We start from the raw sequence: 26123 nt of genomic DNA on the forward strand, positions 1-26123 counted from the left end.
GCCATGTTCTCCAACGACAACGATCAAAGTAATGAAGGAGTGCAAGATGAAGACAGCCTTTTTATTTAGCGGTCAAGGCGCACAGTACCCCAAAATGGGAGAAGAGCTCTATCACCAAGAAGCCATCGTTCGTGAGACGTTTGAACAAGCCAGCACCATTCTAGGATATGATATGGCCGAGCTATGCTTTACTGAAAACGAACGTTTAAACCAGACGGAATATACGCAGCCTGCCATCTTAACGGTAAGTATGGCTTTTTGGCGACTTTTGGATGCGCAAGGAATCAAAGCAGATGCTGTTGCTGGCTTGAGTTTAGGCGAATATACAGCCTTAGTCGCTAGTGGTGCGCTTGATTTCCAGACAGCAGTCGCATTGGTGCAAAAGCGCGGTCGGTATATGGCAAGTGCGGCGCCAGCAGGTATTGGGAAAATGGTCGCTGTGATGAACACACCCGCTGAAACGATTGAAGAAATCTGTAAAGAAGCAAGTCAAGTGGGGATCGTGACACCAGCGAATTACAATACGCCGCAGCAGATCGTCATTGGCGGTGAAGCGCCGGCAGTGGATAAAGCGGTGGAATTGTTACAAGCTGCTGGAACCAAACGGGTGATTCCTTTAAATGTCAGCGGTCCTTTCCATACTGCTTTGTTGGAACCCGCATCGCAGCAATTAGCACAGGAATTAGCTCAAATCACCTTTGATGAGTTACAAGTACCTGTCATCAGCAATACGACCGCGCAGCCAATGCAGCAAGACCAAATCAAGGAACTGTTGACGCTGCAAGTGAAATCGCCAGTGCGTTTTTACGAAAGCATTGCGACACTGAAGCAGCTTGGCATCCAACAAGTCATCGAGATCGGACCAGGAAAAGTATTGAGCGGTTTTATGAAGAAAATAGACAAAGAAATACAGACTGCGCGTGTAGAAGATAGCCAAACGTTGGCAGATACACTAGCCCGATTCAACTAGGAGGAATTTATGGATCTGCAAAATAGAAACGTCTTTGTAACTGGTAGCTCGCGAGGGATCGGTTTTACCATCGCGGAAGCCTTTGCCAAAGAAGGAGCGAATATCGTTTTAAATGGACGAAAAGAAATTCCCCAGTCACTGATCGATCGCATCACCAGCTACGGCGTGAAATGTGTAGCGATCAATGGGGACATTTCTGATTTTGATCAAGCGGCAGCCATGCTTTTAGAAGCAGAAGCGGCAGTCGGACCGATCCACATTTTAGTCAACAATGCCGGGATCACGAATGACAAATTATTGTTGAGAATGAAACCCGAAGATTTTGATTCAGTGATCAAAATCAATTTGACTGGTACCTTCAATATGACGCAGCACGCGTTGAAAAAAATGATGAAGCTGCGAGAAGGCCGCATCATCAATTTGACGAGTGTGGTCGGCTTGACGGGAAATATCGGGCAAGCCAACTATGCGGCAAGTAAAGCTGGCGTGATCGGTTTTACGAAATCTGCCGCTCGTGAAGGTGCCGCTCGGGGGATCACCTGCAATGCGATCGCCCCAGGATTTATCGAAACAGAGATGACTGAAGTGCTGTCGGATAAAGTCAAAGAACAATCATTGGCAAATATTCCATTACAGCGTTTTGGTTCCACACAGGATGTTGCGCAAACAGCAGTCTTTTTAGCAAAAAGCCCCTACATCACTGGTCAGGTGATCAGTGTAGACGGCGGGATGGCAATGCAAGGGTAGGAGGAAGAATAGATGAATCGAGTAGTAGTTACAGGATACGGCGTCACTTCTCCAATCGGAAATGACCCAGAAACATTTTTAGCAAGTTTACAAAACGGGACCAACGGCATCGGCCCGATTACAAAATTTGACGCAGAAGCAACAGGGATCTCAGTTGCCGCTGAAGTCAAAGATTTTCCGTTAGAAAAGTACTTCGTTAAAAAAGATACGAAGCGGATGGATCTTTTTTCCATTTATGGAATTTATGCGGCGTTAGAAGCGATGGAAATGGCGAAGTTAGATACAGAAACCATTGATGTGGATCGTTTTGGCGTGATGGTTGGTTCAGGGATCGGCGGCTTGCCAACGATTCAAGACCAAGTGATTCGGATGCATGACAAAGGAGCAAATCGGGTATCACCAATGTTCGTACCGATGTCGATCGTAAATATGGTTGCCGGCAACATTGCATTACGGGTAGGTGCGAAAGGCATTTGTACGACGACTGTTTCCGCCTGTGCTTCTGGTACCCATTCAATCGGTGAAGCTTTTCGGAACATCAAGCATGGCTACGCAGATGTCATGATCGCTGGTGGTTCAGAAGCAACGATCTGTGAAATCGGTATCGCTGGTTTTGCGTCTCTGACGGCGTTAACCACTGAATCAGACCCTGACAAAGCTTCCGTTCCGTTTGATAAAAATCGTAGTGGGTTTGTCATGGGTGAAGGCGCCGGTGTCTTCATTTTAGAATCATTGGCGCATGCGCAAAAACGTGGGGCAACGATTTTAGGTGAAGTCGTAGGGTATGGTGCGAACTGTGATGCCTACCATATGACTGCGCCAAATCCAGATGGATCAGGTGCTGGAAAAGCAATGAAATTGGCGATGCAAGAAGCAGCGATCACCCCGGCTGAAGTTGGCTACATCAATGCCCACGGTACAAGCACGCCTGCCAATGACAGTGCAGAAGCGACATCGATCCAATACGGATTGGGCGAAGACTATAAAAAACCATATGTCAGCAGTACAAAGTCAATGACTGGTCATTTGCTTGGAGCGGCTGGTGGAATCGAAGCCATTGCTTCACTATTAGCATTACAACATCAATTTATTCCACCAACCATCAACGTGACAGAACAAGATCCTGAGATCGACTTGAACGTTGTTATCAATCAAAGCCAACCAGCAGAATTGACCTATGCCATGAGTAATTCACTTGGGTTTGGCGGTCATAATGCAGTGATCTTGCTGAAACGTTGGGAGGAAGCGTAATTGGAAACACATGAGGTAAAAGAGCTGCTCAGCCAATTCGATCAATCGACGTTAACTGAGCTTCAATTAAAAAAAGAGACATTTGAACTTTATTTTAATAAAAATACGACAAGTGGGCTACAAAGTGCATCCTCTGCACCTGCATCTGCTCCTGCAGCGAATGCTGCGCCAACTCCTGTTGCACCAACGCCTGCTGTCTCAGCAACACCGGACACAGTAGAAACGGCAAAACCTGTTTTAGAGGGCAAAGAAGTTGTCTCTCCATTAGTGGGTGTCGTTTATTTGAAACCAAGTCCTGATAAAGACAACTTCAAACAAATCGGCGATCACGTGAAAAAAGGTGATATTCTCTGTATCGTTGAAGCGATGAAAGTCATGAATGAAATCGTCAGCGACGTCGATGGCGAATTAGTTGAAGTCTTGGTTGAAAGCGAACAAATCGTTGAATACAATCAACCATTATTCCGTGTGAAAGAAGGGTAAAGCAATGAGCGCATTAACGATTCAAGAAATCAAAGAAATCATCCCTCATCGTTATCCGATGCTTTTAGTGGATCGGGTAGAGGAGTTAGAAGAAGGCAAACGGGTCGTTGCGAAGAAAAACGTTACTATCAATGAGCCGTTTTTCCAAGGTCATTTTCCCCATGAACCAGTGATGCCCGGAGTATTGATCGTGGAAGCAATGGCACAAGCAGGTGCTGTGGCATTGCTATCATTGGAAGATTTTCGTGGGAAAACTGCCTACTTTGGCGGTTTAGACAAGGCGAAATTCAGAAAAAAAGTAACACCAGGCGATACCTTGATCTTAGAAGTAGAAATAATCAAAGTGAAATCTGCAGCTGGCATCGGCAAAGGAATTGCCTATGTTGATGGGAAAAAAGTGGCGGAAGCAGAATTGACTTTCATGATTGGATAGGTGAGACATGTTTTCTAAAGTATTGATCGCAAACCGTGGCGAAATCGCCGTACGTATCATTCGCGCTTGTCGCGAATTAGGTATTCAAACGGTCGCCGTTTATTCAGAAGCAGATAAAGAAGCGTTGCACACAGAGCTTGCCGATGAAGCGATTTGTATCGGACCTGCCAAAGCAGCCGACTCTTATTTGAATGTACAGCAGATCCTAAGCGCTGCGATCGTCACAAAGGCTGAGGCGATCCATCCTGGATTTGGCTTCCTTTCAGAGAATAGCCGCTTTGCTGCGATGTGCGAGGAATGCAATATCGTCTTTATTGGGCCAAAGAGTGAGACTATCGATGCAATGGGAAACAAAATCAATGCAAGACGCTTGATGATCGAAGCAGAAGTACCGGTCATTCCCGGAAGCAAAGGCGCGATTTCTGATGTGGAAGAAGCTTTAACGATCGCTGAAGAGATTGGTTACCCAGTCATGCTCAAAGCTGCGGCCGGCGGTGGCGGTAAAGGAATACGGAAAGTCGCCGATAAAGAAGCGTTGCCGCATCATTTTGCTTCGGCGCAGCAAGAAGCGAAAGCGGCATTTGGCAACGATGAAATGTACATTGAAAAAATCATTTATCCTGCTCGACACATAGAAGTGCAAGTGTTAGGTGATTCTTTTGGTAATATTATCCACCTTGGTGAACGCGATTGCTCGCTACAACGCAACAACCAAAAAGTGTTGGAAGAATCCCCTTCTGTGGTGATTTCTGAAAGCAAGCGAGCAGAACTAGGAGAAGCAGCGGTACGTGCCGCACAAGCGGTAGGGTATCGTAATGCTGGCACGATCGAGTTTTTAATGGCGGACACTGGGGAGTTTTATTTCATGGAAATGAACACTCGAATTCAAGTGGAACACCCGATCACCGAAATGGTGACAAACATTGATCTAGTCAAAAAACAACTTGAAGTCGCTAGTGGCGAACCGCTAGGCTTGACGCAAGCAGACATCAAGATGACGGGCGCGGCGATCGAATGTCGGATCAATGCAGAAAATCCAGCCTTCAATTTTGCACCGTCACCAGGCAAGATCAACAATTTGTTTTTACCAAGTGGCGGCCTAGGCGTTCGTGTAGACAGTGCCATGTATTCTGGCTACACGATTCCACCTTATTATGATTCTATGATCGCTAAAGTGATCGTTCACGGCGAGAACCGTTTCGAAGCGTTGATGAAGATGCAGCGGGCGTTAGCCGAATTAGTGACCGATGGTGTCATTACGAATGCAGAATTCCAAATGGACTTGATCAGTCACCCGAAAGTGATTGCGGGAGACTATACAACCGCCTTTTTACAAGAGGAATTTCTGCCAAATTGGACACCTGAACAATAGGAGGGAAGATGAGTGGCTTTATTTAAGAAGAAAAACTACATTCGCATCAATCCTAATCGAGGTCAGCTGCCAACGAACGAACCAGTCGTACCAGATAATCTTTGGGCGAAATGTCCTAGTTGCAAACGAACGCTTTATACGAAGGAGATGGGGGCAGAGAAAGTCTGTCCTCACTGCGGGTATAATTTCCGAATCAGTGCCTGGGAACGGATCGCTATCACGATTGATGAGAAAAGTTTTGAAGAATGGGACACAGATGTAACCACAAAAGATCCTCTTGATTTTCCTGGATATTTGGATAAAGTCGCACAAATGCAAGAAAAAACTGGGTTGCATGAGGCTGTCCTCACAGGAGAAGCAAAAGTTCAAGGATTGCCGTTAGCGATCGGGATCATGGATGCGAATTTCATCATGGGCAGTATGGGAACGGTCGTGGGGGAGAAGATCACCCGTTTGTTTGAACGTGCGATCGAAAAACAGCTACCAGTTGTTCTTTTTACCGCTTCAGGTGGTGCGCGGATGCAAGAAGGAATTTTGTCACTGATGCAAATGGCAAAAATCTCTGCGGCGGTAAAACGCCACAGTAAAGCTGGCTTGTTTTATCTAACGGTTTTAACGGACCCGACAACCGGTGGCGTCACCGCTAGTTTTGCGATGGAAGGGGATATCATCCTGGCAGAACCGCAAGCCTTGATCGGTTTTGCTGGACGACGTGTGATTGAACAAACCATTCGTCAGGAACTACCTGAAGACTTTCAAAAGGCAGAGTTTCTGTTAGATCATGGCTTTGTCGATCAAATCGTTCCACGGACGAACTTGCGGGAGAAAATCCACCATTTGATTTCTTTGCATACGCGGAAAGGATGGGATCGCAATGACTAGAGCAGCCCACGAAATCGTTGAACTCGCTCGCAGCAAAGACCGTTTGACGGCACTGGATTACTTTGACGGCATTTTTTCTGAGTTTGAAGAGTTTCATGGAGACCGTCTGTTTGGCGAAGATGAAGCCGTTGTTGGCGGGATTGCTTGTTTAGATGGCAAGCCCGTGACCGTGATCGGTATTCAAAAAGGCCGTAATCTGCCTGAAAATTTACGCAGAAACTTTGGCTCGCCACATCCTGAAGGCTATCGCAAAGCGTTACGCTTAATGAAGCAAGCAGAAAAATTTCAGCGACCTGTGGTCACATTGATCAATACAGCAGGGGCGTTTTGCGGTATTGGCGCGGAAGAGCGCGGAGAAGGCGAAGCGATTGCCCGTAACTTGATGGAAATGTCCGATTTAACGGTGCCGATCTTGGCAATCATCATTGGTGAAGGCGGCAGCGGCGGTGCCTTAGCACTGGCATTAGGCGATGAGGTTTGGATGATGGAACATTCGATCTATGCCATTTTATCTCCCGAAGGCTTTGCTTCGATCCTATGGAAAGATGGCAGCCGTGCCAAAGAAGCTGCTGGCTTGATGAAGATCACAGCTCAAGAACTATATGAACTCGGTGTTATTGAAAAAGTGATTGCTGAAACCCATGAAGAGGCCTTTTTACCGAAAGAGCAATTGATGGAACAGATGAAAGCGGCAATTTCAAAGAAACTTGCCGAACTTTCTACCTTGCAAACAGATGAATTGCTTGAGGCAAGGTATCAACGTTTTCGCCGATTTTAAAAACTAGGATATCCACTCTGATTAGAGGATGGGTATCCTAGTATTTTTTTATTAAAAGTGTTATTGAATAAATCGTACAAATGGCGAAGTTTTTAGTTTAAAATTTAATTATTCTGTGCTATTATGTATATATTCTGAATATAAGAAGATTATATTGCATAAATATTTGTTTTGAAGAGGAGCGTTTTTAATGAAAAAATTATTTGGAGCACTTGTTGTATTGACGGGGATTTTGGTTTTAGGAGCTTGTGGGAATGGCGGCTCATCGAGTACTGGAAGTTCTAGTGCCAGCGGTTCGGCGGATAATCAATTGGAAGCCATTAAAGCAGCTGGTGTGTTAAATGTGGCAACTTCTGCTGACTTTGCCCCGTTTGAATTTCATGCCTTGATCGATGGCAAAGATACGATCGTGGGCGCAGATATCGATATGGTCAATGAGATCGCTGATCGTCTTGGTGTCGAAGTGAATATTTTGGACCTTGATTTCAATGCTGTTTTGACTGCTTTGCAACAAGGGAAAGCCGATATCGCTGTTTCAGGCATCTCAGCAACTGACGAACGTAAACAGACTTTTGATTTCACCGATAACTATTTTACACCAGAACAAAAATTAGTTGTTAATAAAAACAATGAATCGGCATTTGATTCAATCGAAAGCTTGTCTGGCAAAAAAGTAGGCGCTCAAAAAGGCTCGATCCAAGAAATGATCGTTCAAGATCAATTAGCTGATTCGCAATTGGTTTCCATCGCCAAAGTTCCGAATCTAGTCAATGAATTGAAACAAGGCTCGATCGACGGTTTGGTCCTTGAAAGTGCGGTTGCTGAATCGTATGTTGCACAAAATGATGACCTCGTGATCACTGATGTAGCATTAGAAGCATCTGAAGGCGATTCTTATGCAATTGCTTTACCTAAAGGGAGTACCGAATTACAAGAAGAACTAAACAGTATTTTGAAAGAATTGATTGAAGATGGTACAATTGATGAGTATGTACAAAAGAACACAGATCTAGCCAACGAAAATGCGGCGCAATAGATAGAACGGAGTAGACACAATTATGGATTTATCCTTTTTAGCGATATATTACCCTTATTTTCTTTCTGGTGTGGTGATCACCATCGTGATCTCTATCATCACCGTGATCTTTGGAACGATTCTAGGGGTGATTTTCGCCCTAATGAAATTATCAAAAGTGACGCCTTTGAGCTGGTTTGCTAATGCGTATATTGAAGTCATCCGCGGCACACCGATGCTGGTGCAGATATTGATCGCTTTTGGTCTTTTGCAAGGAATGTTTGCCTTGCCGACGGTCTCGATCGGCGTGTTGAGTCTTGATTTTGGGCGGCTATTTCCTGGGATCATTGCGCTCTCGCTTAATTCTGGGGCATATGTTGCTGAGATCGTCCGAGGGGGAATCAATGCCGTTGATTACGGTCAAACAGAAGCGGCTGGTTCTTTAGGGTTGCGGCCTTTTCAAACGATGCGTTATGTCGTATTGCCACAAGCACTACGCAACATTTTGCCGCCACTAGGCAATGAATTTATCGTTTTGATTAAGGATTCCTCTTTGCTTTCAACGATCGGCATCTACGAGCTGATGAACAGTGCGCAGATCGTTGTCACCAGTTCTTTCCAACCATTAACGCCTTTCTATGTGGCGGCGGTCATTTACTTCATCTTGACGTTTACGACTTCGCGACTATTGAGTTTATGGGAAAAGAAACTAGGCAAAGGCTATCGTCGTTAAAAGGAGAAGACAAGCTATGATGTTAGATATTCAAGATTTACACAAAACCTTTGGCAGCAATCAAGTGCTAAAAGGGATCACAACGACGATCGATCAAGGAGAAGTCGTAGTGGTGATTGGGCCATCTGGGTCAGGAAAAAGCACGTTTTTACGCTGTTTGAACCTATTAGAAGTACCGACAAGCGGAAAAATCTTTTTTGAAGGAACCGATATTACCGATCCAAAGAATGATTTGTATAAGATGCGTGAAAAAATGGGTATGGTATTTCAAAATTTTAATCTTTTTCCGAATATGACGGTTTTAGAAAACATTACTTTGTCCCCGACGAAAGTCAAGAAGGTAGCAAAATCGGCGGCTGATCAGTTGGCAAAACAACTACTAAATGATGTTGGCTTACCAGACAAAGCAAAAGCCTATCCTCAAAGTCTTTCTGGTGGACAAATGCAACGAATCGCTATCGCACGTGCCTTGGCGATGGAACCAGACGTGATGCTCTTTGATGAACCGACTTCAGCGTTAGACCCAGAAATGGTTGGCGAAGTATTGTCCGTCATGCAGCGTTTGGCTCAGCAAGGAATGACGATGGTCATCGTCACTCATGAAATGGGCTTTGCGAAAGAAGTCGCGGATCGGATTTTATTTATGGATCAGGGAATCATTATGGAGGAAGGAACGCCAGAACAGATCTTTGATCATCCGAAAAATCCACGAACCATTGATTTTTTGAGTAAAGTATTGTAAACTGCGAGAAGTTCGCAGTTGTTAGTGATAAATTTGGACCTTTCCTAAGCATCCTTTCAGTAAAAGGATGCTTTTTTGACGGAAAAAAGACTACTTTAAAGAAGTGATAGGACAAACGGTTGTCTTGGCAGGTTCCTTTTTCAGTTCTTTTACAAGAAACCTGCAGAAACTGGCGCACTTGCTAGTATTCAAAAAGATTCTATTGTATAATTACAGGTTGAAGAGGTCTGATCTTGATAGAAACCATCTGCGTGATTGTAGGCAGATCGGACTGTTTCTTTTTAAGATCGACAATTTGGATCGATGACTAGTCGCCGATTTTTAATACGTGAAGAAATCATGCAGCAAAGGAGATTTTATGTTTTCAAATTATAAACCGACTTGGATGGTCGATGCGATTTATAAAATCACCCCTAGCCAACTAAAGGCACAGGGGATCAAAGGGATTTTGACCGATCTTGATAATACCTTGATTGCTTGGAACAATCCTGACGGAACCGAAGAACTAAAAAACTGGCTACTGGAAATGAAAAATGCTGGGATACCGGTAGTTGTCGTTTCCAACAACAATAGTGAACGAGTGGCACGGGCAGTTGCGCCCTTTGGTTTAAAGTACGTACACCGCGCATTAAAACCCTTTTCAAGAGGGATCAAACAAGGCTATCAACAATTAGGCTTGAAAAAAGAAGAGGTCGTGATGATCGGCGATCAAATCATGACGGATGTACGAGGTGCCAATCGTGCCGGTGTTCGCAGTATTTTAGTGAAACCAGTGATCCCAACGGATTCTTGGAAAACCCAATTTAATCGAGCCACAGAAAGAAAAATCATGAACTATTTATTGAAGCATAACCCAGAGTTAAAATGGCGTGGAGGAATTTAATATGACAGAAGGAATCGAAGAAATTCACTGTATCGGCTGCGGGGCAGTGATTCAGACAACGAACCCCAATGAATTGGGCTACACCCCGCAATCCGCATTAGAAAAAGGACTTGAATCAGGAGAAGTCTATTGTCAACGCTGTTTCCGTTTGCGCCATTACAATGAGATCCAAGATGTTTCCCTTACCGACGATGATTTTCTGCGTCTACTGAATGAAATCGGGGAAAAAGAAGCTTTGATCGTTAATGTCGTTGATATTTTCGATTTTAATGGTTCATTGATCCCAGGACTGCACCGCTTCGTCGGCAATAATCCTGTTTTATTAGTGGGCAACAAGGTGGATATTTTGCCAAAATCTTTGAAAAAATCGAAGATGACCCAATGGATGAAGGAACGTGCTCATGAAGCTGGTTTAAGACCAGTGGATGTATTATTGACGAGTGCCAAGAAGCCAGGTGAAACGGAAGCTTTACTGCAAGCGATCGAAACGTATCGTGAAGGACGCGATGTCTATGTGGTGGGTGTGACGAATGTTGGAAAATCAACATTGATCAATCAAATCATCAAACAAACAACGGGGATCAACGAATTGATCACGACTTCGCGTTTCCCAGGAACCACATTGGATAAAATCGAGATTCCCTTGGATGACGGACACTTCTTGATCGACACACCAGGAATCATTCATCGTCATCAAATGGCGCATTATTTAGGTAAAAAAGATCTAAAAATCGTGGCACCAGCCAAAGAGATCAAACCAAAGGTGTATCAGTTGAATCCAGAACAAACTTTGTTCTTAGGAGGACTTGCCCGATTTGATTTCATTCAAGGAGAACGCAGTTCATTTATTGCTTATGTAGCAAATGATGTGGCGATCCATCGGACCAAATTAACGAAAGCCGATGAGTTTTATGAGAAACATGTTGGTGGGCTGCTGCAGCCGCCGCGAGCAGATGAAGTGGCGGATTTTCCTGAACTCGTCCGTTTCGAATTTTCAATCAAAGAAAAAACCGATATCGTTTTTGCTGGACTTGGCTGGATCACGATCACCAAACCGTGTGTCATCGCTGGGTGGGCGCCAAAGGGTGTCGATGTGCTTAGACGTAAAGCATTAGTATAAGGAAGAAGGAAGAATATGGACTTACGAGGAAAACAAAAAAGATTTTTACGAAGTGAAGCGCACCATTTAAACCCGATTTTTCAAATCGGCAAAGGCGGCTTGAATGACGCGATGATGGCGCAAATTGAAGAAGCGCTAGAAAAACGAGAATTGATCAAAGTCTCATTGCTCCAAAATACCGATGAGGTTGCTGACGAAGCAGCTGAAACGATCCGTGAGAAAGTCGGCTGTGAAGTGGTACAGATCATCGGACGAGTGATCGTTTTATTCAAACCGTCAAGCAAAGAAAAATACCAAACGATTTCAAGCAAAGTTCGTTCAATTTAGGAGGGAGAAGGCATGCAAGGACAAACATTTGGAAAGGTACAAACGGTTTTAGAGACACAAACACAAGAACTTGTACCGAAAAAGCAAGTGGGCATTCTTGGTGGGAATTTTAATCCAGTACACTACGCACATCTGGTCATGGGTGAGCAAGTAGGGCAAGCATTAGGGCTGGATAAAGTTTATTTCATGCCTGAGTATTTACCGCCTCATGTTGATGAGAAAAAGACGATCCCAGCTGAGCACCGCTTGGCGATGTTGGAGTTGGCGATCGCCGATAATCCGCGATTTGCTGTAGAGACCATTGAGTTGGAACGAAAAGGCAAGAGTTATACGGTTGATACGATGCGGGAATTGACAGCTAAGAATCCAGATACCAATTATTATTTTATCATTGGCGGGGATATGGTGAACTATTTACCAAAATGGCATCAAATCGATGAGCTGATGGAATTGGTGACTTTTGTGGGGGTTCGTCGTCCAGAAGTGCCGATCGATAGCCCATACCCGATTATTTGGATCGATATCCCGCTAATGGATGTCAGCTCAACAACAATTCGTAAAAAAGTGCAACAAGGTTGTTCGGTTCGCTACTTATTGCCAGATAATGTGTTACACTATATTCAAGAAAAGGGGTTGTACTTGGATGAAGAGTGAATACTACACACAAGCAGAACGGGAACTTTTGATGCAAAAGGTCCAAATGCAGATGAGTCAAAAGCGCTTTGAGCATGTGTTAGGTGTCGAAAAAACGGCCGTTGCCCTTGCGGAAAAATATGGTGCTTCACCGGTCAAAGCCAGCATCGCCGCCTTGACGCATGATTATGCGAAGGAACGCAGCGATGAAGAATTTCAATTAGTCATTCGTAGAGACGGATTCGACTTGGATCTCTTGAACTGGAACAATGCTATCTGGCATGGACTCGTCGGTGCTGATTTCGTTCAACGAGAATTAGAAATCGATGACGAAGAAATCTTACAAGCGATCCGTTTGCACACCACCGGAGCTGCTAAGATGAGCCTGTTAGATAAAATCATCTATGTGGCAGATTATATCGAACCCGGACGTACGTTTCCTGGAGTCGTTGAAGCCAGAGAGATCGCAATGATTGACTTAGATGCCGCTGTTGCTTACGAAACGAAACATACCTTGCTTCATTTGATCGAAACAGAAGCAGTTATCTACCCAAAAACGATCGAAACCTACAATTTTTGGGTAGCCAAATATAGGAGGGAATTACCATAGATAGTCAGAAAATATTAGAAATTGCTGTAAAAGCCGCCGATTCAAAACATGCCGAAGATATTATGGCATTAGATGTGCGGGAAATCTCTTTGCTAGCAGATTACTTTGTGATCTGTTCAGGAAATAGCGAACGTCAAATCAATGCGATCATTGATGAAGTCATCGATAAAGAAGAAGAAAATCAAGTATCTGTTCGCCGTGTCGAAGGAAAAGATGGTGGAAAATGGGTCTTGATCGACTTAGGTGACGTGATCGTTCACGTATTCAGTGCCTCAGAACGTGCTTTTTACAACCTAGAAAAATTATGGTCTGATGCGCCGCTTGTGGATCTTAATGAATGGGTCGTGGCGTAATGGCTTACGAAACCTTCGCATTTGTCTATGACGAAGTAATGGATTCCAGTCTCTATAAAAAGTGGCTGGATTTTTCTTGTCGTCATTTAGGAAAAAGAAAACAGCTGTTAGAATTGGCTTGTGGAACTGGTGCGTTAGCCGTTGAGTTTGCCAAGGCTGGTTTTGATGTGACTGGGTTAGATCTTTCAGAAGAGATGCTGATGATCGCTAGTCAACGGGCTGAAAAAGAAGAGGCGGCTGTGCAATTTGTTGCGGGTGACATGCTGGATCTCGTAGATGTTGGCACCTATCAAGCAATTACCTGCTATTCTGACTCCCTTTGCTACATGGAAGACGAGCAGAGTGTGCAGCAAGTGTTTGATGGTGTTTACAGTTGTTTAGAAGAAGATGGCGTCTTTTTATTTGATGTACATTCCTTATATCAAATCGATGAAGTCTTTCCTGATTATAGCTATCATTACCAAACCGATGAATTTGCCTTTCTTTGGGAAAGCTATCAAGGCGAAAAAGACCATAGCATTGAACACTTCTTGACCTTTTTTGTTGCACAAGAGAATGGGTTGTTTGAACGCTTAGATGAGCTTCATCAAGAAAGAACCTATCCTCTTGAAAGCTATTTAAGAATGTTAGAAAATGCTGGTTTTGCTAATGTTGAATGCTATGCTGATTTTATCGATACGAAACCAAATGAAAAAAGCCGTCGCTGGTTTTTTGTCTGCCATAAGTAACCGTTATGTAAAACAGGAGGGATGTCGATGAAGGCTTGCGGACTAGTCGTAGAATACAATCCTTTTCACCATGGACACCAATACCATGTGGAAAAAGCACGGCAAGTAACGAATGCTGATGTCGTCGTTGCGGTGATGAGTGGAAATTTTTTACAGCGTGGCGAACCAGCAATCATCGATAAATGGCAGCGAGCTCAAGCAGCACTACAACATGGGGTAGACTTGATCGTCGAATTGCCACCCGCTTGGGCCGTCCACTCTGCTGATTTTTTTGCATCGGGAGCGATTAGGATTCTGCAGGATCTGCAATGTGAGTTGTTATGCTTTGGCACAGATACGAAACACCCCTTCGACTATGCCAAGTTTGCTCACTTTGAAAAAGAAAATCAACTAATGATCGATGACGCATTTCAACGCTTAGCTAGGCAAAATGCTACCTATAGTCAAAAAATGAGTGCGGTCCTCAGTGAGCTATATCCTGAGTACCATGAAGAAAAAGACCAGCCCAATCATCTGTTGGGTATGGCGTATGCACGGGAAGTGCTGCATTATGAAAAACCAATGCGTTTGGTCCCCATCCAACGCGTTGCGGCGTCTTATCATTCAGAACAATTCGATCATCCCACGATCGCCAGTGCAACAGCCATTCGCCAAGCAATCAAACAAGGTGCAGCTGTTGTGGATTTTGTTCCTGAAGCCACACAAAACTTTCTTTCACAAGCAACAGTCGACTGGGAAGCCTTTTGGCCGTATCTTCAATACCAGATCATTTCTGCCCCAATCGAAAAATTAGCTGCTATTTACCAGATGGAAGAAGGATTAGAATATCGACTAAAACAATATGTGACGGCGGCGGATTCTTTTGCAGATTTTATCAAGTTGTTAAAGACGAAACGTTATACCCAAACGCGGCTGCAGCGTCTTGCTTGTTATGTATTGTTCCAAGTGACAAAAGCTGAAATGAAGGAAGCTCAAGAACATTCCTTTATTCGAGTCTTAGGGTATACGAAGCAAGGGCAGCACTATTTAAAAGAGGTCAAAAAAGAGCTGACCCTGCCGCTGATCGCTAAATTTGGTAAGCAAGAAGCACAGCGCTATGGCTTGTCATTGCGGATCGACCAGATCTATCAGCAAGGGAATCCTCAAATCACAGAACAAAATTTTCGAAAAATTCCGCTTTTTATTGATAAATAAGTTAAAATTACTTCACAGAACGCCATTTGACAAGTATAATGAATAAGGATTTTTAAAAACAAGAAAGCGAAGTGAAATCATGGGTCGTAAATGGGCAAATATCGTAGCGAAAAAAACTGCTAAAGATGCAAACAATAGCCGAGTTTATGCAAAATTTGGAATCGAAATCTACGCAGCAGCAAAATCGGGTGATCCTGATCCTCACGCGAACCAAAAATTACGCTTTGTTATCGAACGTGCGAAAACCTACAATGTGCCAAAACACATTATTGACCGTGCGATTGAAAAAGCCAAAGGTTCTGGCGATGAACAATACTCAGAACTTCGATACGAAGGATTTGGACCAAATGGATCAATGGTGATCGTCGATACGTTGACAAATAACGTCAACCGTACCGCAGCCGATGTTCGGGCCGCTTTTGGTAAAAACGGCGGGAATATGGGTGTTTCAGGGGCCGTTGCTTATATGTTTGATAACACGGCACTCTTTGGCTTTGCTGGTGACGATGCGGATGAAATCTTAGAATACTTGATGGACAAAGAGATCGATGTTCGTGATGTCGTTGAAGAAGATGGACAAATCATCGTTCACGGTGAACCAAGTGACTTCCATGCCATTCAAGAAGCCTTGAAAGAAAAAGGAATCACTGAATTCTCAATTGCAGAAATGCAAATGATTCCTCAAAATGAAGTAACCTTGACGGGTGACGATCTAGAAAAATTCGAAAAAATGATCGATGTGTTAGAAGATCTTGAAGACGTACAAAACGTCTATCACAATGTGGCAGACGCGGAAGAATAAGTGTCACTTGGCAGCCTAGAGACAATCTGGCTGCCATTTTTTTAGTATGTTTTTTTATGTAGAGGCTTTGTCGCTTATGCAAGAGAAATAATGAAGCGGTAGCGTTGCTCATTTACTGAAAATTCTTCTGTGTTGATCATCTTTTCAGTTGGTTTCTATACATTTTATGTGTTATGATTTACTACATAAGCAAACAAATCGTTAGGGGGCAGACATGGAAGAAAAAATCGTTTTAGAGCCATTTAATCGAATCTTAAGTGGTTTTGAAAAGCTAGCAGAAGTGTCTGTATCGATTTCTGACTGCTCGGCTCTTTGTCGGAAATATCAAAAGTATGGGGTAGAAGGGTATCGTCTAGGTGATTATCGTGGTTCTTCTTATTTGAATCGTTATTTAAATGTCGTCGTTGATCGCGCACCCTTATTAATTTATAAAGAGCGATTCTTGATTCCATTAGTCTTTCGCATGTCGGAATACTCTGAACGGCTCTTTATCGATGAGTATCGAATGGAAGGGTTCTTCTTGCTGTTGGATTGGCTTTTAGAGCACCGACCAGAAAAAGCAATTATTGATTATAAACGAACGCGTGCTTTGCCTCATAGAAAAGAATTTGTCATCGACAGTTCCTATGTACTTTTTCGATTGACAGAAATTCTAGATGGCGCTGGCTTTCCTCTTAGTCGCTTTACGACGATTGAAGAATTTAGTGAGTGGAATCGTACCCATCGCTTGATCGATAACGGCAGCATTGGACGACATACAAAATTATTTGTTCCAGAAGATCCCGAACACGTTTCTGAGCTGCAAATGATTTTAACCATCGTAGGGATGCGCTATCCAGAAACCCGTTTATTTATTGGCGAGTTAAAAGGCTAAAAAAACATCACGATCGGCTTGTTTCCTTTGGGAACTCGCCGAAAGTGATGTTTTTTGTTATCCGATCGTTGATGCTTCTTGGAACTGATAAGTGGTAGGATCAGCTTTTGCTAGCAGCGGCAATTCCTCTTGGGTGAGGACGGTCAACTGATGCATCGCCCGTGTCGCCATTGTATAAAAAATCAATTGGTCTTGTTCAGTCACGAAAGTGGCACCTGGTGTCCAGACAAATACTTGGTCAAACTCTAGCCCTTTTGCTAAAAAGGCCGGGAAGATCATCACATTGCGTTTCATGAAGTCTTCTTCAGAGGTGATCAGCTGCACTTGTTCCTGCATTGTTTCTGCCAGCTGGGCATATAACTGCTGGCAATCCTTTGCGGTTTTACAAATGATCGCGGTGCGCCAACGCTGATTCTCAGCGGCGTCACGAATACTGGTTTCTAGGAAAGCCAGATTTTCAGTTGCAGTTCCTTTAACAATTGTTGGTACCGCCCCTTTACGAGCCGTCAATTCCACTTGATCACTGCCAACTAAAAATTGATTGGCGAAATCTGTGATTTCCTTAGTCGAACGATAGCTGGTTTTCAATTGATAACGTTTCACACTTTCGCGGGGGAATAATTCTGCTAATGTCCCGACGATCGTTTCATTGCCATAAACTTTTTGATTCAAATCGCCGCATAGGGTGATGCCAGCCTTTGGATAAAGCTGACGCAGTAGGGCCACTTGTGCTGGTGGAAAATCCTGCATTTCATCGATAAAGATAAACCGAGCTTTTTCTTCGACATGAACAGGATAAAGCTGTTTGATCAGTAAGAAAAACAAAACGGCGTCTTCTTGTTTGATCTGTCTTTGGCGCATGACTTGTCGAATATCGGCAATACTTTGCTGCCAAGTCGCAGCCTCGATGCCAGTTTCTTTGACTGCAGCAGACTCAACCGATTGTAAAAAGTGTAAGTATTGCTTGGCTTGGTTGATAAACTGAAAGTTTTTCACTCCCCGCGTCAAGGAACGGAACTTCTTGCGGACGATCTGCTGTCTAAGTTTCTTCCGCAAACGGCGTTCGTTTTCTTCGCTGTATTCTTGATGAGGATCATTGGCAAATACTTGTTGCAATTGTTCTTCGGTCGCTTCTTTGACCCAGTCTTTTTTGGCTTCATCTTTTTCCAAGCCGCCGATTTTTTTTAATAATTTCGTTTGAAGCAGTTGGGTTCTTTGGTAAATCGGCAGTTCGTTATTGGTTTCTTGATACCAGCGGCGAATCTGTTCTTTTGTCAAATAGGTTTGCCCTTGGATTTTTAGATCACGGAACAAGGGACCGATTGGTGCAATCGAACGGACATAACGGTTGATTTTTTCCACCAAGAAAAGACTACTTTTGATTTTTTCAATGGCATCATCGTCGCCGCTTAAAAAGGTTTCTTCTTGTTGGGTTTCTTTCGTCACTTCATAGCCAGTCAGAATCAATTGGATAAAGTGGTGGAAGGTTCTTGTGGGCACTTCACTTTCACCTAAAGAAGGCAGGACCATGGAAATATAGTCAGAAAACAAATGATTGGGTGAAAACAGCAAGACTTGTTTTTCGTCCAACCATTTGCGATTCCGATAAAGTAAAAAGGCGACCCGTTGCAACAAAGCAGAGGTTTTCCCACTTCCAGCAATCCCTTCGATCAGTAAGAATTTATTGGTGGTATCACGAATGATTTGATTCTGTGCTTTTTGGATCGTCGAAACGATGTTACGCATTTGAGAAGAAGAGGCTTCATCCAATATTTCCAACAAAAATTCGTCATTGATGATCTCCGAAGTATCGACCATCGACAAGATTTCACCATTTTGAATTTTAAATTGGCGTTTCAAAAGCAATTCTACCGTAAACCGATCAGTGTCTGTTTCGTAGAAGGTTTCACCAAGCTCTCCTTCATAATAAAGATTGGCGATCGGTGCGCGCCAGTCAATGACGATCGTTTCTTCATCTTTGTCTCGCAATGAAGCGATCCCCAAATAGAGGGTCTCGGTTTCTTGTTCTTCTTTGAAATCGATTCGAGCAAAATACGGATTGCCCGCCATCGTTGTTAAGGTTTTGACGCGTTTTTCTTGTGATTCTGCGGTTTGGTATTTTATCAGCAATTCTTGTTCATGCTGCTGGTACTCGATAACTGATTCATAAAAGGCTTCACTGTCGCCCCCGCGAATTTTCTTATCGGCGATTTCTTTTAATTGATCATCCATTTTAGCGGCTAACTCTTGTTTTTGCTGCGAAAGGATCGCTTGTTCTCTGTGGATCAGAGCAATGGTTTCATTGACATGTTGTTGTTCTTTTTGACGTTCGTTCACGAAGGATCCTCCTTAAAAAAATTGCGACATAAAATTATAGCATATTTTCCCTGCGAATGTCGTGGAAAAAAAGAAACTATGCTAATATTTATAAAAAGAGCTTAGGTGTTCAAAAACGAAACGAAAAAGAGGTGGAGACGGTGAGGGAAGAAGCAGAATTGCACCAATTGATCCTGTCTGTGGGGCAACGTGTTGGGGCACGTGCCATCGGTTTATCTGGTTCACGGACCGATCCACAGGCGCCAAAAGATTTTTTGCAAGACTTTGATGTGGTTTACGTAATGGATGATATTCAGCCCTTGGTCGATGATCCTTCATGGTTAGAAGCCTTTGGACCGATCATGATCAGGCAAACACCGGAAGCTAGCACCATCTATCCGTCAAGTTTGGGCGGGTGTTTTACGTACTTGATGCATTTTTTAGACGGAGTAAGAATCGATCTCATGCTATGTCCTCTTGCACTGGTCGATCGTCTGGCTAACGAACCAGGCTTGCATCCGCTGCTTGATCCAGACCAAATACTAAGTTTTGCTAATCAAGCAAATCATTCGCATTACTGGATCAAGCGCCCGACCCAAGCCGCTTTTCAGGAACACTGCAACGAATTTTGGTGGGTAAGCACGTATGTCGTGAAAGGGCTGCTTCGAAAGCAGCTGATTTATGCTGCGGATCATTTATACACTATTTGTTGGCAAGAATTGTTATGGATTGAAGATTTGTTCGTTGCCCAAGCTCAGCAATTTCAGGTGAGTACAGGGAAAAATCATAAATACCTACAGTCGTTTCTAACGGAAAAGGAGTGGCGGGAATTGACCTCATTGCTTGATTTTTCCACGATCACTGCCTGCGGTCAGTCCCTCTTGAAGATGCAAAAACGTTTTGATGGCCAAGCAAAGAACATCAGCGAGAAATTAGGGCTGGCCTATGATTGGCAAGAAGCTGAGAATGTCCAAACATATACGAAGTATTGGAGTGAAAAAAATTGGCAGATGAAACCAGAGAATCAAAAATAAAAGACTGTCAGATTCAGGCGTTTTGGCAGCGGTTTTTAAAAGCAAATCCAAGAAATCAATCTCCTTTGACCTATGAAGATGCTTGGTCCTTTGGTGATACACCACAAATGGCCGATGAACTGGCAGCACTGGTTTTAGCTGGCAAAAAGACGGCAACGACATCTGCCGCTGCGCTCTATGAAATCGAGCAAGAAGCATTGCCGCAATCAGGAACCTATAGTGTCCTTTTAAATGGGTCGGATGTACCAAAAGCTGTTCTTTACTTAGAGTCAGTGTCGATCGTGCCTTTTGATGAGGTGACAGCAGACTTTGCCTTTTTAGAAGGGGAAGGAGATCGCACTTTGGCTTATTGGCGCCGTGTTCATGAAGCTTTTTTTCGACGAGCTTATGCCTCAGCGGGGTTGTCTTTTCACGATCAAATGCTGTGTGTTTGCGAAAAGTTTTGTGTCGTTTATCAGGAAGAATAAAGTCATGGTTTTCTTTGGAAACCAAGGTAATAGTTTTTGTCTTTTTGAAAAAGGTGTATAATCAAAAGCAAACAAAGGAGGAAGTCGTATGCCATTTATCCATGTCGAACTAGTTGAAGGACGTTCGCAAGAGCAACTGACGAATATGATGAAAGAAATCACTGAGGCGGTCCATAAAAATACAGGCGCCCCTAAAGAGCATATCCATGTTATCATCAATGAAATGAAGCAAGGAACCTATGCTGTGAATGGCGATTGGAAATAATTCTCTTGCTTTTTTATCAAGAGAGTGGTTTAATTGAGCCATAATCGATCAATAAAAAAGACACCTGAATTTGAGAGTCTTCGATAAGAGAGGGAAATCTTGGCTGAAAATTTCCTAGAAGAAAACCAAAGGATGACCACTTTTTTAAGACCTCTGTTGAAACGGAGGCGGTTGAACCGTTATCTCATGAAGAGGAAAACAGACTTTTTCTGTTTTTGAAGAATAGGTGGAACCACGAGTGATCGTCCTAGTATCGTAACCGATACTAGGACTTTTTTTATTGATTGAAATCATCAAAGGAGGACATTCATATGTCATTATTTATTACATTTCCTGATGGCGCAAAAAAAGAATTTGCTGTTGGGGTAACAACCAAAGAGATTGCTGAAAGTATCTCGAAAAGTCTTGCAAAGAAAGCCTTAGCTGGAAAAGTCAATGGACAACTGATCGATCTTTCACGTCCGATCGAAGAAGATGCAACGATTGAGATCGTGACACCCGATCATGAAGACGCCTTAGGCTTACTTCGTCATTCGACAGCTCATTTAATGGCTCAAGCTATGCGCAGACTCTATCCATCGATCCATTTTGGGGTAGGACCTGCAATTGATTCTGGTTTTTACTATGACACAGACAATGGGGAAAACCCAATAACTGCAGAAGATCTACCAGCAATCGAAGCAGAGATGATGAAGATCATCAAAGAAAATCTGCCAATCGAACGCCGCGTGTTAACAAAAGAAGAAGCGTTAGCTCTTTTTGCCGAAGATCCATACAAAGTAGAGTTGATCACTGAATTACCAGATGATGAAACGATTACTGCCTATCAGCAAGGTGAATTTGTCGATCTTTGCCGCGGTCCTCACGTCCCATCAACTGGTCGTATCCAAGTGTACAAATTGTTATCAGTGGCAGGTGCTTACTGGCGTGGAAGCTCTGACAACCAGATGATGCAACGGGTATACGGAACAGCCTTTTTCGATAAAAAAGACTTGAAGGAATTTATCCGTTTACGGGAAGAAGCAAAAGAACGCGATCATCGCAAATTAGGAAAAGAATTAGAATTGTTCATGTTATCACCTGAAGTCGGCGCTGGTTTGCCTTTCTGGCTGCCAAAAGGAGCTACGATCCGTCGTACGATCGAACGGTATATCGTGGACAAAGAAATCAGCTTAGGGTACCAACATGTGTATACACCAATCATGGCAAACGTGGATCTATACAAAACCTCAGGGCACTGGGATCATTACCATGAAGACATGTTCCCGCCAATGGATATGGGGGATGGGGAAATGTTAGTATTGCGACCAATGAACTGTCCGCATCATATGATGGTTTATAAAAATGACATTCATTCGTATCGTGAGCTACCGATTCGGATCGCTGAATTAGGGATGATGCACCGCTATGAAAAATCAGGGGCATTATCTGGATTGCAACGGGTTCGGGAAATGACTTTAAACGATGGGCATACATTCGTCCGTCCGGATCAAATCAAAGAAGAATTCAAACGGACACTTGATTTAATGATCGGTGTTTATGAAGACTTTAATATCACCGATTATCGTTTCCGTCTAAGTTATCGTGATCCACAAAACAAAGACAAATATTTTGATGACGATGCAATGTGGGAAAATGCGCAAACGATGCTAAAAGCCGCTATGGATGAATTAGAATTGGATTATTTTGAAGCAGAAGGCGAAGCAGCTTTCTATGGACCAAAACTAGATGTCCAAGTGAAAACAGCTTTAGGCATGGAGGAAACCTTGTCAACGATCCAATTAGATTTCTTGTTGCCTGAACGGTTTGACCTAACGTATGTTGGTGAAGATGGTGAAAACAACCACCGTCCAGTGGTGATCCACCGCGGCATCGTTTCAACGATGGAACGCTTTGTGGCTTATCTAACGGAAGTCTATAAAGGCGCATTCCCAACTTGGTTGGCGCCGATCCAAGCATCGATCATTCCAGTTTCAGTCGAAGCTCACAGTGACTATGCTTACGAAATCAAAGAACGCTTGCAGGTACAAGGACTGCGGGTAGAAGTGGATGACCGCAACGAAAAAATGGGGTATAAGATCCGCGCATCACAAACCCAAAAAATTCCTTACCAAATCGTTGTTGGGGATCAAGAAGTCAATGACGCGACAGTCAATATCCGTCGCTACGGCAGCAAAGAGACCCAAGTCGAAGAATTGAATCTGTTTGTTGATGCAATGGCTGCAGAAGTAAAAAACTATAGTCGCAAATAGTTTTATGATGGATAAAGCGAAAAAGCACCTTCTTTAAGATGGTGCTTTTTTTGTCTAAATTAACAAAAATAAATAAATAGGTTTTGTTATGATGATTATATTGTAGTATAATTGATAAGTGGCAAAAATGAAAAAAAAGAAAAGGAGTTTGTGATGAATTATAATTACGGAGTTAGAAAGAAATCGGTTGTATCGGTCATTTTATTAACATTTATTACTTGTGGCATTTATACATTCTTTTGGATGTACCAAACAACCAAAGAGCTGGCAGAATACAGCGGGGATAATCGTCTTTCGCCAGAAACATCGATCTTACTCACGATCCTTACTTGCGGATTGTACCAAATTTATTGGTGGTACCGAATTGCGGATATCTTTATGAGTGCACAGCAACGAGCGAATATGCCTCGTCTGAGTGACAACAAAATCCTTTTTGTCGTCTTGAGCCTTTTTGGTTTTGATTTTATCAACATGGCGATTTTACAAGGAGATATGAACCAAATGTGGGAAGCTGCTGATCAAAATGCCATGATGTCATCTGCTACATCAAACGATTCGTCTGATTCAGATGATTGGGTCGATTATTGATTTGTCCGTTTAAATGGTTAACGGGGTTTCCTTGTCCAGGTTGTGGCATGACGCGCGCCTACTTGCACTTATTTCAGGGTGATCTTGAAGGTGCGCTGCATTTTCATCCCTTGTTTTGGTTAGTGCCGATCGTATTCGGAATCGTTTTGTTCAAAAAAAATCCGAAAATCAGCAAACTTTACCACAGTCACAACCTGTGGCTGACCTTGACACTTTTGGTACTAGTGGTTTATGGTGGTCGGCTCTGGCTTCATTTCCCACATGACGCGCCAATGGACTTTGATCCAGAGAGCATTTTCCCACAACTACTACGCCGGATTGGTCAAGGGATTCACTAACAGCCCTTCACCTAAGCATTAAAAATCTTTAAGAAAATGCTTTGTTTTTTTCTGAAAGCGAAGGGAACATGCGACAGTAGTTGAATCTTTATGAAAATTGTGTTATATTTACAATGTAATGATACTTAGAGTGAGTGAGCGGTTTTTTCGCTCACTCTTTTTAATGGAATGAAGTTCGTTTCGTTGAGAAATAAAGGAGGCGATGTTGTGAGTACGGTAGTGGAAACTGTTACAGATATAGTGACCCCTATTCTGGATGCGCAAAAATTTGAATTAGTTGAAGTAGAATTCGTGAAGGAAGGGAAAAATTGGTTTCTTCGTGTGTTCATCGATAAAGAAGGCGGAATCGATATCGAGGAATGTGCCTTTGTCAGTGAACAACTTAGTGAACAATTAGACCAATGCGAACCTGATCCTATTCCACAGGCCTATTTCTTGGAAGTTTCTTCCCCTGGCGCCGAGCGTCCATTGAAGAAAGAAGCAGATTATCAACGGGCAGTCGGCGAGTACATTCATGTTTCTTTATATCAACCGATTGATGGAGAAAAACAGTTCGAAGGCTTTTTACAGTCATTCGACGAAAATCAGCTAGCTATTAAGACCCGAATCAAAACCAGAGAAAAAGAACGAACGATCGACCGGAAAAATATTGCCAAAGCTCGTTTAGCCATTCAATTTTAAACACGGAGGAATGAAAGAATCATGAGTAAAGAAATGTTGAATGCATTGGATGCATTAGAAGCAGAGAAAGGCATTTCAAAAGAGATTGTCATCGATGCCTTGGAAGCGGCATTGGTTTCAGCGTACAAACGTCATTACGGGCAAGCACAAAATGTGGAAGTTGAATTTGATCAGAAAAAAGGCAACATCCACGTCTATGCAGTCAAAGAAGTGACAGAAGAAGTCATGGACTCGCAACTAGAGGTTTCATTAAAAGAAGCGATGACAATCAATCCCGCTTATGAAATCGGCGACAAAATCCGTTTTGAAGTAACGCCTAAAGACTTTGGTCGTATTGCGGCGCAAACGGCAAAACAAGTCATTTTGCAACGGGTCCGTGAAGCAGAAAGAAACATTATCTATAACGAATTTAGTGCGTACGAAAAAGACATTCTGCAAGGAATCGTTGAACGCCAAGACAATCGTTATATCTATGTAAACTTAGGCAAAATTGAAGCCGTGCTTTCAAAACAAGACCAAATGCCAAATGAGTTTTATCAACCCCATGATCGGATCAAAGTATTCGTTTCTCGTGTTGAAAATACTTCGAAAGGCCCTCAAGTATTCGTTAGCCGTAGCCATCCAGATTTGCTACGCCGATTATTTGAACAAGAAGTGCCAGAAGTATATGATGGTACTGTAGAGATCGTAAGTATTGCTCGTGAAGCAGGGGATCGTGCCAAAGTCGCTGTTCGTTCCTTTGATGCCAACGTCGATCCAGTCGGCACTTGTGTCGGCCCTAAAGGTCAACGGGTTCAAGCGATCGTCAATGAACTAAAAGGCGAAAACATGGACATCGTGGAATGGAATGAAGATCCAGCGATCTTTATCGCCAATGCGTTGAATCCAGCAGAAGTCAGCGACGTTATTTTCGACGTTGATAATCCGAAAGCATGTACTGTTGTCGTTCCTGATTACCAATTATCATTGGCGATCGGTAAACGCGGACAAAATGCTCGTCTAGCAGCCAAATTGACTGGCTTCAAAATCGATATCAAATCAGAAACAGATATGGAAGAGTTTTATGCGAAGCTGGATGAAGGCGACTATATCGATGAGTATGATGCAACTGCTTCAGAAGCTGCTGAAGAAAGCAGCACAGAAGCAACAGAATCTGCAGAAACAGTTGATGAAGCGATCCTTTCATCAGATATGACTGCGGATGATTATGAAAATGTTGAGTTTGACGAAAAATAGTTGAGGTGAGATCGTG

30 protein-coding genes are annotated in these 26123 nt (G+C 43.1%); 29 read left to right on the top strand and 1 reads right to left on the bottom strand.

Annotation, left to right across the window (positions count from 1 at the left end):
* The first annotated feature begins 46 nt into the window (after positions 1-46).
* From fabD to IGJ25_RS08275, 21 genes are all read left to right on the top strand, one after another.
* Positions 47-970, top strand: coding sequence for an ACP S-malonyltransferase (fabD, locus tag IGJ25_RS08175; protein WP_225001247.1), 924 nt, complete (start codon positions 47-49; stop codon positions 968-970).
* 9 nt (positions 971-979) lie between these two features.
* Positions 980-1717, top strand: a complete 738-nt coding sequence (gene fabG, locus IGJ25_RS08180) for a 3-oxoacyl-[acyl-carrier-protein] reductase (RefSeq protein WP_008378189.1) — start codon at positions 980-982, stop codon at positions 1715-1717.
* 12 nt (positions 1718-1729) lie between these two features.
* A complete protein-coding gene (gene fabF / locus IGJ25_RS08185) occupies positions 1730-2968 on the top strand; it encodes a beta-ketoacyl-ACP synthase II (RefSeq protein WP_016610185.1) in 1239 nt (412 codons plus the stop codon).
* Positions 2969-3451 (top strand): acetyl-CoA carboxylase biotin carboxyl carrier protein, encoded by a 483-nt coding sequence (gene accB / locus IGJ25_RS08190; protein WP_016610184.1) that lies wholly within the window; start codon positions 2969-2971, stop codon positions 3449-3451.
* Positions 3452-3455: 4 nt separating this feature from the next.
* Positions 3456-3884, top strand: coding sequence for a 3-hydroxyacyl-ACP dehydratase FabZ (gene fabZ / locus IGJ25_RS08195; RefSeq protein ID WP_005225895.1), 429 nt, complete (start codon positions 3456-3458; stop codon positions 3882-3884).
* Positions 3885-3891: 7 nt separating this feature from the next.
* Positions 3892-5256 (top strand): acetyl-CoA carboxylase biotin carboxylase subunit, encoded by a 1365-nt coding sequence (locus IGJ25_RS08200; protein ID WP_005225896.1) that lies wholly within the window; start codon positions 3892-3894, stop codon positions 5254-5256.
* Positions 5257-5268: 12 nt separating this feature from the next.
* On the top strand, positions 5269-6138 hold the full coding sequence (gene accD / locus IGJ25_RS08205) for an acetyl-CoA carboxylase, carboxyltransferase subunit beta (protein ID WP_005225897.1): 870 nt from the start codon (positions 5269-5271) through the stop codon (positions 6136-6138).
* Positions 6131-6916: an acetyl-CoA carboxylase carboxyl transferase subunit alpha gene (locus IGJ25_RS08210; protein WP_015509573.1), complete on the top strand. Its 786-nt coding sequence runs from the start codon at positions 6131-6133 to the stop codon at positions 6914-6916. The genes accD and IGJ25_RS08210 overlap by 8 nt, the downstream gene beginning before the upstream one ends.
* 190 nt (positions 6917-7106) lie before the next feature.
* On the top strand, positions 7107-7952 hold the full coding sequence (locus IGJ25_RS08215; protein ID WP_005225899.1) for a transporter substrate-binding domain-containing protein: 846 nt from the start codon (positions 7107-7109) through the stop codon (positions 7950-7952).
* A gap of 22 nt (positions 7953-7974) precedes the next feature.
* Positions 7975-8664 (top strand): amino acid ABC transporter permease, encoded by a 690-nt coding sequence (locus IGJ25_RS08220; protein WP_438779237.1) that lies wholly within the window; start codon positions 7975-7977, stop codon positions 8662-8664.
* A 16-nt stretch (positions 8665-8680) separates the two neighbouring features.
* Positions 8681-9406: an amino acid ABC transporter ATP-binding protein gene (locus IGJ25_RS08225; RefSeq protein WP_005225901.1), complete on the top strand. Its 726-nt coding sequence runs from the start codon at positions 8681-8683 to the stop codon at positions 9404-9406.
* Positions 9407-9764: 358 nt separating this feature from the next.
* Positions 9765-10289: a YqeG family HAD IIIA-type phosphatase gene (locus IGJ25_RS08230; RefSeq protein WP_081116856.1), complete on the top strand. Its 525-nt coding sequence runs from the start codon at positions 9765-9767 to the stop codon at positions 10287-10289.
* Between the two features lies 1 nt (position 10290).
* On the top strand, positions 10291-11409 hold the full coding sequence (gene yqeH, locus IGJ25_RS08235; RefSeq protein ID WP_225001246.1) for a ribosome biogenesis GTPase YqeH: 1119 nt from the start codon (positions 10291-10293) through the stop codon (positions 11407-11409).
* Positions 11410-11424: 15 nt separating this feature from the next.
* Positions 11425-11736, top strand: coding sequence for a ribosome assembly RNA-binding protein YhbY (yhbY, locus tag IGJ25_RS08240; protein ID WP_005225905.1), 312 nt, complete (start codon positions 11425-11427; stop codon positions 11734-11736).
* A 12-nt stretch (positions 11737-11748) separates the two neighbouring features.
* Positions 11749-12390 carry a nicotinate-nucleotide adenylyltransferase gene (locus IGJ25_RS08245; protein ID WP_005225906.1) on the top strand — a complete coding sequence of 214 codons (642 nt, stop codon included), beginning with the start codon at positions 11749-11751 and terminating at the stop codon, positions 12388-12390.
* On the top strand, positions 12380-12979 hold the full coding sequence (gene yqeK, locus IGJ25_RS08250; protein ID WP_225001245.1) for a bis(5'-nucleosyl)-tetraphosphatase (symmetrical) YqeK: 600 nt from the start codon (positions 12380-12382) through the stop codon (positions 12977-12979). Before IGJ25_RS08245 ends, yqeK begins: the two co-directional genes overlap by 11 nt.
* A gap of 11 nt (positions 12980-12990) precedes the next feature.
* Positions 12991-13332: a ribosome silencing factor gene (gene rsfS / locus IGJ25_RS08255; RefSeq protein ID WP_034695537.1), complete on the top strand. Its 342-nt coding sequence runs from the start codon at positions 12991-12993 to the stop codon at positions 13330-13332.
* Positions 13332-14060 carry a class I SAM-dependent DNA methyltransferase gene (locus IGJ25_RS08260; RefSeq protein ID WP_016610179.1) on the top strand — a complete coding sequence of 243 codons (729 nt, stop codon included), beginning with the start codon at positions 13332-13334 and terminating at the stop codon, positions 14058-14060. The genes rsfS and IGJ25_RS08260 overlap by 1 nt, the downstream gene beginning before the upstream one ends.
* Before the next feature lie 27 nt (positions 14061-14087).
* Positions 14088-15254 carry a nucleotidyltransferase gene (locus IGJ25_RS08265; RefSeq protein ID WP_081116855.1) on the top strand — a complete coding sequence of 389 codons (1167 nt, stop codon included), beginning with the start codon at positions 14088-14090 and terminating at the stop codon, positions 15252-15254.
* A gap of 79 nt (positions 15255-15333) precedes the next feature.
* The gene (locus IGJ25_RS08270) at positions 15334-16056 is read left to right on the top strand and encodes a YebC/PmpR family DNA-binding transcriptional regulator (protein WP_005225911.1); all 723 of its coding nucleotides are present in this window, start codon (positions 15334-15336) and stop codon (positions 16054-16056) included.
* A gap of 214 nt (positions 16057-16270) precedes the next feature.
* Entirely contained in the window at positions 16271-16930 is a 660-nt protein-coding gene (locus IGJ25_RS08275; RefSeq protein WP_005225912.1) for a hypothetical protein, read from the top strand.
* Positions 16931-16987: 57 nt separating this feature from the next.
* Here IGJ25_RS08275 and helD read toward each other — a convergent pair whose 3' ends face one another.
* A complete protein-coding gene (gene helD, locus IGJ25_RS08280) occupies positions 16988-19267 on the bottom strand; it encodes an RNA polymerase recycling motor HelD (protein ID WP_225001244.1) in 2280 nt (759 codons plus the stop codon).
* A gap of 140 nt (positions 19268-19407) precedes the next feature.
* Here helD and IGJ25_RS08285 point away from each other — a divergent pair, with 140 nt between their 5' ends.
* The 8 genes from IGJ25_RS08285 to nusA all read left to right on the top strand — a co-directional run bounded on the left by IGJ25_RS08285 (position 19408) and on the right by nusA (position 26107).
* Positions 19408-20280, top strand: a complete 873-nt coding sequence (locus IGJ25_RS08285; RefSeq protein WP_081116853.1) for an aminoglycoside 6-adenylyltransferase — start codon at positions 19408-19410, stop codon at positions 20278-20280.
* Positions 20250-20747 carry an ASCH domain-containing protein gene (locus tag IGJ25_RS08290; RefSeq protein WP_081116852.1) on the top strand — a complete coding sequence of 166 codons (498 nt, stop codon included), beginning with the start codon at positions 20250-20252 and terminating at the stop codon, positions 20745-20747. The genes IGJ25_RS08285 and IGJ25_RS08290 overlap by 31 nt, the downstream gene beginning before the upstream one ends.
* An 88-nt stretch (positions 20748-20835) precedes the next feature.
* Positions 20836-21012 carry a 2-hydroxymuconate tautomerase gene (locus tag IGJ25_RS08295; RefSeq protein ID WP_005225916.1) on the top strand — a complete coding sequence of 59 codons (177 nt, stop codon included), beginning with the start codon at positions 20836-20838 and terminating at the stop codon, positions 21010-21012.
* Between the two features lie 311 nt (positions 21013-21323).
* Complete coding sequence (thrS, locus tag IGJ25_RS08300) at positions 21324-23264, top strand: threonine--tRNA ligase (RefSeq protein ID WP_081116851.1); 1941 nt, start codon at positions 21324-21326, stop codon at positions 23262-23264.
* A gap of 153 nt (positions 23265-23417) precedes the next feature.
* Positions 23418-23852 carry a DUF4234 domain-containing protein gene (locus IGJ25_RS08305; protein WP_121261544.1) on the top strand — a complete coding sequence of 145 codons (435 nt, stop codon included), beginning with the start codon at positions 23418-23420 and terminating at the stop codon, positions 23850-23852.
* Positions 23849-24190, top strand: a complete 342-nt coding sequence (locus tag IGJ25_RS08310; RefSeq protein WP_225001251.1) for a DUF2752 domain-containing protein — start codon at positions 23849-23851, stop codon at positions 24188-24190. The genes IGJ25_RS08305 and IGJ25_RS08310 overlap by 4 nt, the downstream gene beginning before the upstream one ends.
* 207 nt (positions 24191-24397) lie before the next feature.
* The gene (gene rimP / locus IGJ25_RS08315; protein WP_225001243.1) at positions 24398-24871 is read left to right on the top strand and encodes a ribosome maturation factor RimP; all 474 of its coding nucleotides are present in this window, start codon (positions 24398-24400) and stop codon (positions 24869-24871) included.
* 21 nt (positions 24872-24892) lie between these two features.
* On the top strand, positions 24893-26107 hold the full coding sequence (gene nusA / locus IGJ25_RS08320; protein ID WP_060792086.1) for a transcription termination factor NusA: 1215 nt from the start codon (positions 24893-24895) through the stop codon (positions 26105-26107).
* Positions 26108-26123: the final 16 nt, after the last annotated feature.

Source organism: Enterococcus sp. DIV0240d, assembly GCF_051711245.1.
GTDB lineage: Bacteria > Bacillota > Bacilli > Lactobacillales > Enterococcaceae > Enterococcus_D > Enterococcus_D casseliflavus.

Excerpts from the sequence above, each read along its gene's own strand:
- fabD (WP_225001247.1), top strand. The coding sequence starts at position 47 with ATGAAGACAGCCTTTTTATTTAGCGGTCAAGGCGCACAGTACCCCAAA.
- fabG (WP_008378189.1), top strand. The coding sequence starts at position 980 with ATGGATCTGCAAAATAGAAACGTCTTTGTAACTGGTAGCTCGCGAGGG.
- fabF (WP_016610185.1), top strand. The coding sequence starts at position 1,730 with ATGAATCGAGTAGTAGTTACAGGATACGGCGTCACTTCTCCAATCGGA.
- fabZ (WP_005225895.1), top strand. The coding sequence starts at position 3,456 with ATGAGCGCATTAACGATTCAAGAAATCAAAGAAATCATCCCTCATCGT.
- IGJ25_RS08200 (WP_005225896.1), top strand. The coding sequence starts at position 3,892 with ATGTTTTCTAAAGTATTGATCGCAAACCGTGGCGAAATCGCCGTACGT.
- IGJ25_RS08210 (WP_015509573.1), top strand. The coding sequence starts at position 6,131 with ATGACTAGAGCAGCCCACGAAATCGTTGAACTCGCTCGCAGCAAAGAC.
- IGJ25_RS08215 (WP_005225899.1), top strand. The coding sequence starts at position 7,107 with ATGAAAAAATTATTTGGAGCACTTGTTGTATTGACGGGGATTTTGGTT.
- IGJ25_RS08220 (WP_438779237.1), top strand. The coding sequence starts at position 7,975 with ATGGATTTATCCTTTTTAGCGATATATTACCCTTATTTTCTTTCTGGT.
- IGJ25_RS08225 (WP_005225901.1), top strand. The coding sequence starts at position 8,681 with ATGATGTTAGATATTCAAGATTTACACAAAACCTTTGGCAGCAATCAA.
- IGJ25_RS08230 (WP_081116856.1), top strand. The coding sequence starts at position 9,765 with ATGTTTTCAAATTATAAACCGACTTGGATGGTCGATGCGATTTATAAA.
- yqeH (WP_225001246.1), top strand. The coding sequence starts at position 10,291 with ATGACAGAAGGAATCGAAGAAATTCACTGTATCGGCTGCGGGGCAGTG.
- yhbY (WP_005225905.1), top strand. The coding sequence starts at position 11,425 with ATGGACTTACGAGGAAAACAAAAAAGATTTTTACGAAGTGAAGCGCAC.
- IGJ25_RS08245 (WP_005225906.1), top strand. The coding sequence starts at position 11,749 with ATGCAAGGACAAACATTTGGAAAGGTACAAACGGTTTTAGAGACACAA.
- yqeK (WP_225001245.1), top strand. The coding sequence starts at position 12,380 with ATGAAGAGTGAATACTACACACAAGCAGAACGGGAACTTTTGATGCAA.
- IGJ25_RS08260 (WP_016610179.1), top strand. The coding sequence starts at position 13,332 with ATGGCTTACGAAACCTTCGCATTTGTCTATGACGAAGTAATGGATTCC.
- IGJ25_RS08265 (WP_081116855.1), top strand. The coding sequence starts at position 14,088 with ATGAAGGCTTGCGGACTAGTCGTAGAATACAATCCTTTTCACCATGGA.
- IGJ25_RS08270 (WP_005225911.1), top strand. The coding sequence starts at position 15,334 with ATGGGTCGTAAATGGGCAAATATCGTAGCGAAAAAAACTGCTAAAGAT.
- IGJ25_RS08275 (WP_005225912.1), top strand. The coding sequence starts at position 16,271 with ATGGAAGAAAAAATCGTTTTAGAGCCATTTAATCGAATCTTAAGTGGT.
- IGJ25_RS08295 (WP_005225916.1), top strand. The coding sequence starts at position 20,836 with ATGCCATTTATCCATGTCGAACTAGTTGAAGGACGTTCGCAAGAGCAA.
- thrS (WP_081116851.1), top strand. The coding sequence starts at position 21,324 with ATGTCATTATTTATTACATTTCCTGATGGCGCAAAAAAAGAATTTGCT.
- IGJ25_RS08305 (WP_121261544.1), top strand. The coding sequence starts at position 23,418 with ATGAATTATAATTACGGAGTTAGAAAGAAATCGGTTGTATCGGTCATT.
- nusA (WP_060792086.1), top strand. The coding sequence starts at position 24,893 with ATGAGTAAAGAAATGTTGAATGCATTGGATGCATTAGAAGCAGAGAAA.